The following is an 11,552-nucleotide window of genomic DNA, read 5'->3' as shown; positions in this document are numbered from 1 at the left end:
ATGGCGGGCGCCATGGCGAGGATTTGCAACGCTGCCCCCGGGCCCGAGGGCGGCTCGAACGGGTGCGCAGCGCTCACCCAAGCGGTGAACGGCCTGCGCACCGAAAATTGTTGAAATATCAACACCTTGCTTTTCGCGAGAAGCGGTCAACTGCCGGATTTAGGTTGAAGGGAGGCGGGGTCAGAACCGATAGCCCACCATGATTCCGACCGTCGTCGGATTGAGCTTGATGTCCAGCGTCTGGCCGGTGGACAGCGTGGTACGGGTCTTCAGCCAGGTCTTGGCAGCCACGGCGTCGATGAACCAGCGGTCGTTGAGCATCAAAGTCACGCCGAACTGGACGGTGGGCACGAGCTTGGACTCGATCGACAAGGTCGTCGGGTTGGACGGCGTGCCACCGGTCAGCGCGGTCAGCGTATTCGTGCTGCGCTCTTTGAAGAACTTGGCATAGGTCGGCCCCGCGCCGACATAGGGTCGAACCTTGGCGTTGGCTTCGCCAAAACGGTATTGCGCAAACACCGTGATCGGCAGCGCCTTGGTTTCGCCGATCTTGCCGACGCCGGCAATCGCGCCGTCGCCGTAGATGTTGTGCTTGAACGGCAGTGCCAGCGGCACGTCGATCGCCCAGTGGTCATCGACGGTGTAGTTCACGCCGCCGGCGAGTTGGCTCGCGTTGCCCACGTCGGCCGTGGTGTGGGGAAAGGCCGGCGGAGACAGGTCGCCGCTGGTGACCGAGGGCGAGATTTGCATCGCGCCCAGGCGTGCACTCAGGGTGCCGGCGGTTTGGGCTTGCGCCGCCGATGCGGTGAGCAGGGCAGCGCCGAGCAGCGCGAGGGTCGAGAGCTTGGGGTTCATGTTCGTCAGTCCTCCAGGGTTCAGAGCCAGCCGGCCTGGGCCAGCGAACGCGAAACGAGCTGGCTCATCAATTGATAGCCATACGGCGTGGGGTGGAAGCCGTCGGAGAAGGCGTAGCGCTTCCACCAGTCGGGGCTGCTCTCGCCCGCCGGCGGGTTTGCCGACAGGGCTTGCGCCGTGCAGGTTTGGAAGTTGTACGCGGGCAGGCCGTCGCTGCCGACGCCAACCGCTGGGCAGGCCGGGGTTTTGACGTTGGTCAGGCCGTATTGCGCGGGGTGCGCCACTTCGTCGTTGAAGTTGTTGTAGAAGTCGACGATGGCGACGCGGCTGTCGCCCGCGAACTTGTTGGCCAGTTCCTGGTTGAAGGCCTGAATCCAACTGTTGAACAGCGCTTCGGCCTGGCTGCGGGCGGTCGCGCCTTGCGCCGCTTCGATGGCGCCGAGCACCGCCTGGAAGCGCGGTGTGTTCGTGATGCCTGGCATGTTCAGGATCGCCACATGCTGCGCGCCACGATCGAGCGCGTGGGCTTTGATGGCCGCAGCGAAGCTGTCGGCCAACGCCGTCATGTAGACCCCACCGGCGATGGCGGCACCGTTGGCCTGTCCGAGCGTGCTGGCCACCGTTGCCGGGGGCAGCAGCGAAAGCAGCAAGGCTTGATAGGCCGCACCACCGTCGCTCGCTGCCTTCAGGTAGGCGCCGACCAGGTCGGCAGCGTCATTGCCCCCGCCGTCGATGAGCAGCAGCTGATTCGCCTGGTAGCTGCCGGCCACCGCGCCGGCATCGGCGAGTTGCTTCACGATGGAGAAGGGGGCTGCCGAGCCGCCGTTGCTGGCCTGGTTGTTGATGCGTCCGCCGCCAACGGCGTAGCTGGTGCAGCCTGGCTTCGGGTTGGGAACGAAGGTGGTGCCGGTGAACTTGTAGAAATTGCACAACTGCGGCGCGCCGATCTGTGCGGCGATGCGCTCGGTCCAGATGGTGTTGGGTTCGGCATCGCTCGCTTGCACCGAGAACACCCGGCCATAGCCGGGCAACCCGTCGAACACGCCGCTGTCGGACAGGCTGTCGCCCATGACGACGACCGAAGACAGCGCGGCGCGGCTGCCCGGACCTTCGGCCCCGCCACCGCCGCAGGCGGACAGGACCACAGCCGCGGCGAGCGCGGCGAATTTCCATCGAATTTTGAACATCATGCTGGGGCTCCTCTCGATGAGCGTTGCGGGGGAATCGGATCAAAAAGAACGGTCGTTCGAATTTTCCTCAGGCATGTTACGCGCGGTCACCGATTTCGTCGCTTGGGGTTTGTCCGGGGTGGCCGGCTCGGGTTGCGGCAGGGCCCGCGCCTGGGTGCGTCCGGGGCTCGGAGCGTCTTGCGCGACCCATTCCAGCAGCGCGTCGAGCGCAGGCCGCGCCGCCGGGGCCTCCGGCGCATTGACGATGGCGACCACCGCATAGAGCCGATCGCTGGCGCTGCGCACATAGCCCGCAATCGCCGCGACGTCGCGCAAGGAGCCGGTTTTGAGCCAGGCTCGGCCCAGCAAAGGCGAGTCGGGTCGACGTTCGCGCAGCCGGGCAACCGTGCCGTCGATGCCTGCGACCCCGAGCGAGTCGATGAAGGGCTCGGCCACGGCGCTGTGCACCGCCGCGCGCAGCACGGCCGCCAGCGCCTCGGCGCTGAGCCGCGCGTGGCGTGAAAGCCCCGATCCGTTTTCGATCTCGGGCGCTTCGGCCACCGCGCCCAGTCGCTGCTGCCACCAGCGGCGCAGCCGCTCGCGCGAGGCCGCGAAGCTGCCCTGGCCTTGCTCCACGGCCGAGAGCGTGAGGAAGAGCTGTTGCGCCATGACGTTGTTCGAAAACTTGTTGATGTCCGCAACGATGCTGGCCAGCGGCAGCGAGCGCGCCTGCAGCAGCGGCTGGGTGACGGGCGCCTCGCCAGGGGCGATCCACCGCACGCGGCCGGTGAGCGTGCCGCCGCCGGCGCGCCAGAGCGCCTCCACCACCCGCGGCGCGTAGCGCTCGGGCGCGGGGTAGGCCACCGGCCATTCGCGCACGCCGCAGGCCAGCGGGTAAGCCCCTTCGAAGCGCACGCGATCGGGGTCGGTGAAGTCGGCGCGCAAGCGTGCTCGCCAGTCGCCGCAGGGGGCGGTGCTCAGCGGCACGGATTCCGGCAGCTCGACCCCGGCGAGCGGCGGTTGCGCGTCGATGCGGGCGCGGCCGCGTTCGGGTTCGGGTATGAAGCGGTAGACGACGGCTTTGAAATTGATCAGCAAGCCCTCGGGTCGGGCGTTGTAAGGGCGCAGCGGCTCGTCGTCGAACCGCGCCGGGTTGGGGTCGACCGGCTCGAAAATTCGGCCGTCGAGCACGATGTCCCCGCGCACCTGAACGATGCCGGCCGCGCGCACCTCCGCCAGCAACGCTTCGAGCCGCTCGACCACCAGTTTTGGGTCGCCGCTGCCACGCAGCACCAGATTGCCGTCGAGCACACCGTCGTGCACACGACCCGTGGTTTCGACCCGGTTCGTCCAGGTGAAATCCGGCCCCAGCAGTTCGAGCGCTGCAAAGGTGGTGACGAGCTTCATCAGCGAAGCGGGGTTGCGCGGCTCGGTGGCTTGCCAGCGCAGCACCGTTCGAGCCGGTGGCGGCGCAGAAGTCGAGCGCGTACCCGGCCGGGCTGCGTCCGGATCGATCGCCTCGACCGAAACCGACAGGGCCGATTCGGCCACGCCCGACCGGACCAGCGCCGCCCGCACACTCGCAGGCAGTTCCGCAGCGGGGCCTGCCCACGCGGTGACGCTCATCAGGACCAAGAGCGCCACGCACCCCAGGCCGCCCGCCGCGCGCCATGAGCGTCGGCGGCCAGCGTTTTTTGCCGGGTGGTTTGCGGTCATGGGGTTCAGTTTAGGGCAACGCTGAACCCGTCCCCCGCGCGCTGCCCATCCCGACTGCGGGCGGTCTTTGTCGCGCGAATTCCTCGCCATAATCGCCCAATGCCCTTGGATCGCCCCTTCCCGATGCCGGCAGCGCAGCACGCCCCGCAGAAATGGCTGGCGCTCGACACCACGACCGAGCAGTTGAGCGTGGCCGTGGGCGTCGACGCGCCCGAAGGAGGGGTGCCTCGGCTTTGGGAGGCGGTCGAACCGGGTGGCGCCCGGGCTTCGTCGCGCGTGATTGCCCTGGTGTTCGAGGGGCTCGAGCGCGCGGGCTTGCGGCTGGCAGATTTGGACGCGATCGCGTTTGGCGCCGGGCCGGGCGCATTCACGGGTTTGCGCACGGCGTGCGCCGTCGCGCAGGGCTTGGGCTTTGGCGCGCAGCGCCCTTTGCTGCCGGTGGACAGTCTGCTCGCGCTGGCGGAGACCGCGCGCATCCAGATGGCGGCACCGGAATCGCCGCTCGAGGTGCTCTCGGTGCTCGACGCCCGTATGGGCGAGTTTTATGCGGGGCACTACCGTTGGGACGGCGCGCGCTGGCAGACGGTCCAGACCTGGCCGGCGCTGACGGGGCCAGCGCTGGCGGCCGCGATCGAAGGTTCGGGGCGGCGGCCCGACTGGATCGTGGGCAACGCCGTAGGGGTTGCCGGTGCCGAGGCGTTTTTGTCGCTGTGGCCCGAGGGGGCGCGGCGGTCCGCAATCCCGGGCGCTGCGGCGATGGTGCGGCTCGCGCCGGAGCTTTGCCGGGCCGGCCTTGCGGTGGCGGCCGAGGCGGCCGAGCCGCATTACGTGCGCGACAAGGTGGCTCAGACCACGGTCGAGCGTCAGGCCGCAGGGGGTCGCAGATGAGCACCGCGCACGGTCGCCCGCAAGCCGGCGCAGGTGCCGCTGCCTCAGGACTCGCCCGGAACGGGGACTCGCTCGTGGGTGCCGAGGACGGGTGTCGCGCGCCGGCCGAAGCGGCGTTGGGACCGCCGGCGGAACTGCTGCCGATGACACCCGAGTGGATCGAGCGGGTCGTGGCGGTCGAGCAATCGGCCTATAGCCACCCCTGGAGCCGACGTCACTTTGAGGACACACTCGCAGCCGGATATCACGCGCGGCTGCTGGTCGGCGGCGAGACGCTGATGGGCTACTACGTGGCGATGAAAGGGGTGGATGAAGTCCATCTTCTGAACTTGACGGTTGCACCGGCGCACCAGGGCCAGGGCTGGGGACGGTTGCTGCTCGAAGCCATGGATACCTGGGCACGCAGCGTCGGCGCGCAGACGGCGTGGCTGGAAGTCCGCGTCAGCAACGAGCCCGCGTTGCGGCTCTACGAGCGCCACGGCTACCGACGGGTGGGCCTGCGCCGGGCTTACTACCCCGCGGCACGCGGCGTGCGGGAAGACGCGGTGGTGATGTGCTGTTCGCTCGAGGAGCCCCCGGGATGCCGCCGCTGACGCCGCGCCAACGCGCGATGCTCGCCGAGATGGGCGTGCGCGTGTGGCTGCCCGAGGATCGAGCGGCCGAAGCAGCGCCCCCCGCGGCGTCGGCAGCGGTCGTCGCTCCTGAAACAATAGCAGACAGCGCCCATTTGACGCGGGCAAAGGCGGAAAATCTTTCAAAAAACCCCGAGGTCTCGGGGCAGCCGCAGGCGCAGACCCCGACCCCGGCCACGCCGCCGGTGCCGACCGCGAGCACCCCTGCCGCGAGCGCCACTGCGGTCGCCTCGGTGGCCGCCGCCGCGCAGGACTGGGACGCCTTGCGGGCCGCGGTCGAGTCTTGCCGCGCCTGTCCGCTCGGGGCGCAGCGGCGCCACGCGGTGTTCGGGGTGGGTGACGTGCGTGCGCGCTGGCTCGTCGTGGGCGAGGCGCCGGGGGAGCAGGAAGACGCGCAGGGCGAGCCTTTCGTGGGCCCGAGCGGCCGCTTGCTCGACGCGATGCTGCGCAGCATCGGCCTCGACCGCGCAGCATCGGCCGAGGGCGAGCGCGCAGCGGCCGAATCGAGCGCGGTTCCGCTCTTTGCGCCGGCGCAGGCGGTCTACATTGCCAACGCCGTCAAGTGCCGGCCGCCCCGCAACCGCAACCCTTCGGAAGCCGAAATGGCGCAATGCGCACCGTTTCTGGCGCGGCAGATCGAATGGCTGCAGCCTCAGCTCATCCTGGCCGTGGGTCGCATTGCCGCCCAGGCCGTGCTGGGCCGAACCGAGCCACTGGGGCGCCTGCGCGGCCAGGTGTATCGCTACGGGAACATTCCAGTCGTGGTCACGTTTCATCCCGCCTATCTCTTGCGCAGTCCGGCCGAAAAGGCGCGGGCCTGGGAAGACCTGTGCCTGGCGCGTTCCATCGTCGATGGTGCAGGCCTATGATGCGGCGCTCGTCGGCGCTCGTCGGCGCTCGTCGGCGCGCCGCGCCGTCCGCACTCTAGCGTCCAGCCGCATTCTCTTTGCCCATAGGAGTTCGTCATGCCACAAACCGCGCAAATCATCGGATCGGGGCCGCGCAAAGTCATTGCGGTGCATGGGTGGTTCGGCCATGCACGCGGCTGGGGGCCGTTTCTGCACCACTTGGATACGAGCCGCTTTTCCTACGCGTTCATGGACGTGCGCGGCTATGGCGCACGCCGCGGCAGCGGCGGCCCCTACACCATCGAGCAGATCGCGCGCGACGTGCGCACGCTGGCCGCGCATCTCGGTTGGGAGCGCTATGCCCTCATGGGTCATTCGATGGGCGGCAGTGCGATCCAGTACGTGCTGGCCGAGCATCCCGAATCGGTGCAGGCGCTCGTGGGCATCACGCCGGTGCCGGCCAGCGGCGTTCCCTTCGATGCCGATGGCTGGGCGTATTTCCAGCGCGCCGCGGCCGAGCCCGCCGTGCGCCGCGGCATCATCGACCGAACGACGGGTGAGCGCCTCACGCATGTTTGGCTCGACGACATGGTGCGTTCGTCGCTGGCGCACAGCGATGTCGAGGCTTTTGCTGCGTACCTCGACGCTTGGGCCAACACTCGGTTCGTCGAGCGCATCCAGGGCCGCACGCTGCCGGTTCTGGTCGTCGCGGGCGAGCACGACCCCGCCCTCGGCCCCGACACCTGTCGCTCCACTTGGTTGCAACACTACCCGAGCGCTCGGCTCGAAGTCATGGCCAACGCCGGCCACTACCCCATGGACGAAACCCCGATCGCGCTCGCAACGGTCGTCGAGCGCTTTCTCTGCGAGGCGATGCAGGCGTGAGTGCCGCCGAAGCTCCTGCGGCGTTTCGGCTGCTTCGAGGCAAGGGGCTTGGGCGCTTCGTGGCTGTGATGCGCGGTGCGCGAGGGACTTGTTCGGCGTTGCCCGAACGGACATGGCCACGGCGACCCCGAAGCGTGCCAGTTGCCATGTCCGCGCTTCGTTCATCGAGGTAGGAGTGCCCGACGGGCTCCTAGAATCTCGCCATGACCTTTCTCGACCTGCTCCGCAGCGCCAGCGTGCGCCATGATTCGATGTTGTGCGTGGGGCTGGACCCCGAGCCGCAGCGGTTTCCGCTGCATTGGCGGGGGGACGCCGCGCGCATGGCGGACTTTTGCATGGCGATCGTGGATGCGACGGCCGACCGGGTGTGTGCGTTCAAGCCGCAAATCGCATACTTTGCCGCGCACGGCGCCGAGGCTCAGCTCGAGCGGGTGATCCACCACATCCGCGCCGTTGCGCCGGGCGTGCCGGTGATTTTGGATGCCAAGCGCGGCGACATCGGCTCCACCGCCGAGCAGTATGCGCGCGAGGCCTTCGAGCGGTACCGGGCGGACGCGGTGACGCTGTCGCCCTTCATGGGTTTCGACACGGTCGAGCCCTATTTGCGCTACGAGGGCAAGGGGGCGTTCCTGCTCTGCCGTACGTCCAACCCCGGCGGCGATGATTTCCAGGCGCAGCGGCTTGCCGATGTGCCGGGGCAGCCGCGCTTGTTCGAGCACATCGCGCGACTCGCGCAAGGGTCGTGGAACCGCAACGGGCAGCTCGGCCTCGTCGTGGGGGCGACCCGACCGGCCGAGATCGAGCGCGTGCGCGCGCTCGCGCCGACGCTGCCGCTCTTGATTCCGGGCGTGGGCGCTCAGGGTGGAGATGCCGATGCCACGGTCCGGGCGGGCTGGCGTGCCGATGCGCCGATCGTGGTGAACTCCTCGCGCGCGATCCTCTACGCGGGCAGCGGCCCCGATTTCGCCACTGCCGCACGCGCCGAAGCCGAGCGCACGCGCGTGCAGCTCAACGCGGCGCGTGGCTGAGGGCGGCCAGGCCGGATCGGGCCTGTGCCCTGTCGCGCGCGCCCGACAAGCTGGGTAAAGACCTGTAAATCTCGCGCGGACCGTGGCCGTGTGCTTGGATACTGTGGCGCGTCGAGGCGACGCTGAACCATTCCCGCCGCGCATCCCGGCTGCGGGCGGTCTCGTCGAAAGCAAATCGTCGCCATAGCTGCGGCTATGGCTGCGGTTTGCGCCTCGTACCCCACCCGCGGCCATGCGCGCGCCACCTCAGGAACTGATTCAGCGTTGCCTCAGGTGACAGCGTCGCCGGCGGGTAAGCCCCTACGATGCAAGACTCAACTGGGGGATTGCCATGATCACGCTCTACACCGCTGCCACGCCCAACGGGCACAAGATCTCGATTGCGCTCGAAGAGCTGGGGCTGCCTTACCGGCTCGAGGTGCTCGACCTGCAGCGCGGTGACCAGAAGCGCCCCGAGTACCTGGCGATCTGCCCCAACGGCCGCATTCCGGCCATCGTCGACCACGAGGAAGATGACTTCGCGGTCTTCGAGTCGGGCGCGATCCTCGTCTACCTCGCCGAAAAGACCGGCCGCCTCATGCCCAGCGAGCGTAAAGGGCGTTCGCGTGTGCTGCAGTGGCTGATGTTCCAGATGGGCGGCATCGGCCCGATGATGGGGCAGGCCAATGTGTTCTACCGCTACTTCCCCGAGAAGATCCAGCCCGCGATCGACCGCTACCAGGGCGAGGTGCGGCGGCTGTTCGGCGTGCTCGACGCGCATCTGGCGCAGCACGAGTATCTGGCGGGCGACTATTCGATCGCCGACATCGCCAACTGGGCCTGGGTGCGCACGCACCGCTGGTCGGGGGTGGAGATCGAGCCCTTCGTGCACCTCAAACGCTGGCGCGACGCCATCCGCGCGCGGCCCGCGGTGCAGCGCGGCATCGAGCGGCCGCCTTCGAAAATCGACCTCACACGCGACGGCGACGAGGCCGCTCGGCGTTTTGCCGAAGAGGCGCGCACGCTCGTCGAAATGGGCCGCCCCGCGCCGCCGCCGGCCGACGCAGGAGCGCGCGCATGACCGCCCAAGTGGCCCAGATTCGCCGTTCCAAGGAGTTGCCATGAAGCTCTACACCGCATCCCGCGCCCCCAATCCGCGCCGCGTGCGCATGTTCCTTGCCGAAAAGGGCGTGCAGGACATTCCCCTGGTCGAAATCGACCTCAATGCGCTCGAGCACAAGCGCGAGCCCTACCGCCGCGTGAGCCCGCTGGCGAAGGTGCCGGCGCTGGAACTCGACGACGGCCGCGTGCTCACCGAGTCGCGCGCGATCTGCACCTGGCTCGAAGGCCGCTACCCCGAGCCCATCCTGATGGGCCGTGACGCCGAGGAGCGTGCGTTCATCGAGATGGTCGACCGGCAGGCCGAGTTTTACCTGATGGGCGCGATCGCGAACGTGGTGCGCCACACCCACCCGGGCCTCGCGCCGCTCGAGCAGCCGCAGTTTCCCGAGTTTGGCCAAGCGCAACGCGCCAAGGTGCTGGAAGCCGCCGCCTGGTTCGACCATCGCTTGCAGCAGCAGCCTTGGTTCGCAGGCGAGCGTTTCACGGTGGCGGACATCACCGCGTTTTGCGCCCTCGAATTTGGCCGCCTGATGAAGTTCAAGCCCGAGGCCGAAGGCTTTGCGGCCTTGCAGGACTGGCGCGACCGCGTCGCCGCGCGGCCGAGCGCAGCGGTCTGAAAACATCAAAAACAATAGCAGAAAACGGCCATTTCACGCCGGCGTTACCGCGAAATGTTCGAAAAATCAGCTTTCGGACGTGCCACCCAGCTTCGCGCCGCTCGGCGCGCGAGCCGAGGCGGGTCAGGTCACCGCTTCGAGCGCCGTACAGGCCCGCCGCACGCGCCGACGTTGACGGGTGAGCTCGGCCTGCAGCGCGGCGCGCAGGGCCGAATCGGCGCCCGTGGGTCGGCGGGCGACCTCGCCCTGCCACGCGGCGGCGAGCTGCCAGTCGTGCCAGCGTCCCAGCACCGATTGCGCCGAGATCAAGACCTCGAGCCTTCGTTGCGCCGCGCGTGCGGCCTTGGGCGGTAGCGCATCGATCAGCGCTTCGGTCGCGTAGCGCAGTTTTTTGACCTCGATGCGCAAGGCATGCACGCGCTCGGCCTCGCGGGCTCGGGTATCCAGAACCGCTGCGAGCGCACGGCGCAGCCGGCGTTGCCGGTGGCGCAGGCGCTGGCGTGCCAGTGCGCGCAGCGTGGGCCCGCGGCCGTGTGCGGCCGAGCCGTTGCCCGCTGCCGACAGGCCGTGCAGCGCGCGCGCGAACTGCAGCACCTGCGCCGTCGTGGCGGGCTGTTGCAACTCGGCCTGCAAGCGGCGCCAGGCGCGCGCCTGTTCGTGCGCGAGGGCAGCGCTCCAGCGGCTCGCAGACGACCCGGGCACGGCCTGCATGAGCTGCGGCCCAATCTCGCTGCGCAGCACGTCGAGATCGCGCACGCGCCCGAGTGCCTGCGCGAGCGCCCGCCAGTGGCTGCGCTCTCGGGCCGCCCAGTCCCCGGGCAGCGCCGGCGCGAACGCCGCCAGCAGCGCGCGCAAGCGGCGCAGCGCCACGCGGCTCTGGTGCACGGCTTCGACGGCGGCCGCGTCGCCGCGTTCGGGCGTGAGCGCCGCCGTGCGCAGCGGCGGGACGAGCGTATCGAGCGCGGCCTGCGCCAGCGGCACGAAGGCGTCGCGGGCGGGACGGTTCGGGTCGCTCTTCGGGGCTGTTCGCGGGGCCATACGACGGTCGACCTCGGAGGAGATCGGCTGGGTCGGACGCGGCGCCGCCGCCACGGCTGCGTCGCGCGTCTGCAGGAACAGCGCATAGCCCCGCTCGGCCTTGCTGGCCGAGAGCGGCCACAGCGGCATGGCCTCGTTGAGCTCGAGCGCCAGCGCGAACAAGGCGTCTTCCGGGCCCGCGAGGCGTTCGAGTTCGAGCTCGAGCAGCGGCTCACGCCGCGTGCCCTCGGGCGTGACGCACAGAATTTGCCCACGGTCGAGCGCGACTTCGATGCGCGCGCCCAGCGCCTCGACCGTCCAGCGCAGCCGGGTAAAACGGGTGCGAAACACCGGCTGCAGCGCCGCCTGCCGTGCCCGCAACCAGGCCGAGAGTTCCGGCGCGTCGTCGCCGAGCAGCGCTGCGAAGTCATAGCCGCCGCGGCGCGCCGCTCCCTCCCACTCGCCGCGCCGCGACAGCCCGCCGAGCGCCTCGCCCGCCGTCTTCACCGTCCAGACCCGGCGCGCGCCCTCGCGGCGCTCGCGCACCGCCATGCGTGCGCGCAGCAAGTCGAGCTCGGGTGTGTCGAAGTAGCAGGCGTCGAGCCGCAGTCGCTCGGGCGCGACGCCCGCGAGCCGCGGGTGCGCCAGCAGCCGCGGCAGGTCGCGCGTGCGGGCGGGCTGGAGTTTGAGTTCGGTTTCGGTGGCCATCGGGGCGTGCGCAGGCGGTAGTCGGGTCACGGAGCATGTCAAAGCCCGATCGCAAAGGCAATTTTTATGAAAATAGCCAGAAACCCCC

At 69.4% G+C, this 11,552-nt stretch carries 11 protein-coding genes; 7 read left to right on the top strand and 4 right to left on the bottom strand.

Annotation, left to right across the window (positions count from 1 at the left end; genetic code table 11):
* Nucleotides 1-180: 180 nt before the first annotated feature.
* Genes EDC62_RS12885 through dacB form a run of 3 tightly spaced genes read right to left on the bottom strand, consistent with a single transcriptional unit; the run spans nt 181 to nt 3,740 of the window.
* Entirely contained in the window at nt 181-855 is a 675-nt protein-coding gene (locus EDC62_RS12885; protein ID WP_124224227.1) for an OmpW/AlkL family protein, read from the bottom strand.
* 20 nt (nt 856-875) lie between these two features.
* Nucleotides 876-2,045 carry an SGNH/GDSL hydrolase family protein gene (locus EDC62_RS12880; protein ID WP_124224226.1) on the bottom strand — a complete coding sequence of 390 codons (1,170 nt, stop codon included), beginning with the start codon at nt 2,043-2,045 and terminating at the stop codon, nt 876-878.
* Nucleotides 2,046-2,084: 39 nt separating this feature from the next.
* The gene (dacB, locus tag EDC62_RS12875; protein WP_124224225.1) at nt 2,085-3,740 is read right to left on the bottom strand and encodes a D-alanyl-D-alanine carboxypeptidase/D-alanyl-D-alanine endopeptidase; all 1,656 of its coding nucleotides are present in this window, start codon (nt 3,738-3,740) and stop codon (nt 2,085-2,087) included.
* Nucleotides 3,741-3,839: 99 nt separating this feature from the next.
* Here dacB and tsaB point away from each other — a divergent pair, with 99 nt between their 5' ends.
* The 7 genes from tsaB (at nt 3,840) to EDC62_RS12840 (ending at nt 9,739) form a co-directional block, all read left to right on the top strand.
* On the top strand, nt 3,840-4,628 hold the full coding sequence (gene tsaB, locus EDC62_RS12870) for a tRNA (adenosine(37)-N6)-threonylcarbamoyltransferase complex dimerization subunit type 1 TsaB (RefSeq protein ID WP_245968880.1): 789 nt from the start codon (nt 3,840-3,842) through the stop codon (nt 4,626-4,628).
* 143 nt (nt 4,629-4,771) lie between these two features.
* Nucleotides 4,772-5,221, top strand: a complete 450-nt coding sequence (rimI, locus tag EDC62_RS12865) for a ribosomal protein S18-alanine N-acetyltransferase (protein WP_124224230.1) — start codon at nt 4,772-4,774, stop codon at nt 5,219-5,221.
* Complete coding sequence (locus EDC62_RS12860) at nt 5,209-6,129, top strand: uracil-DNA glycosylase (RefSeq protein WP_124224224.1); 921 nt, start codon at nt 5,209-5,211, stop codon at nt 6,127-6,129. Before rimI ends, EDC62_RS12860 begins: the two co-directional genes overlap by 13 nt.
* Nucleotides 6,130-6,225: 96 nt before the next feature.
* The gene (locus tag EDC62_RS12855) at nt 6,226-6,993 is read left to right on the top strand and encodes an alpha/beta fold hydrolase (RefSeq protein WP_124224223.1); all 768 of its coding nucleotides are present in this window, start codon (nt 6,226-6,228) and stop codon (nt 6,991-6,993) included.
* A 203-nt stretch (nt 6,994-7,196) separates the two neighbouring features.
* The gene (gene pyrF / locus EDC62_RS12850; RefSeq protein WP_124224222.1) at nt 7,197-8,021 is read left to right on the top strand and encodes an orotidine-5'-phosphate decarboxylase; all 825 of its coding nucleotides are present in this window, start codon (nt 7,197-7,199) and stop codon (nt 8,019-8,021) included.
* Nucleotides 8,022-8,352: 331 nt separating this feature from the next.
* On the top strand, nt 8,353-9,081 hold the full coding sequence (locus tag EDC62_RS12845; protein ID WP_124224221.1) for a glutathione S-transferase family protein: 729 nt from the start codon (nt 8,353-8,355) through the stop codon (nt 9,079-9,081).
* A 40-nt stretch (nt 9,082-9,121) separates the two neighbouring features.
* Nucleotides 9,122-9,739, top strand: a complete 618-nt coding sequence (locus EDC62_RS12840; RefSeq protein WP_124224220.1) for a glutathione S-transferase family protein — start codon at nt 9,122-9,124, stop codon at nt 9,737-9,739.
* A gap of 123 nt (nt 9,740-9,862) precedes the next feature.
* Here the strand turns inward: EDC62_RS12840 and EDC62_RS12835 are convergent, their stop codons facing one another.
* The gene (locus EDC62_RS12835) at nt 9,863-11,464 is read right to left on the bottom strand and encodes a CYTH and CHAD domain-containing protein (RefSeq protein ID WP_124224219.1); all 1,602 of its coding nucleotides are present in this window, start codon (nt 11,462-11,464) and stop codon (nt 9,863-9,865) included.
* Nucleotides 11,465-11,552 lie beyond the last annotated feature (88 nt).

Origin of the sequence: Tibeticola sediminis (genome assembly GCF_003843835.1) — a bacterium.
GTDB lineage: Bacteria > Pseudomonadota > Gammaproteobacteria > Burkholderiales > Burkholderiaceae_C > Tibeticola > Tibeticola sediminis.
Note: the sequence above shows the minus strand (reverse complement) of the source record. Positions and strands in the feature narration are given on the sequence as shown.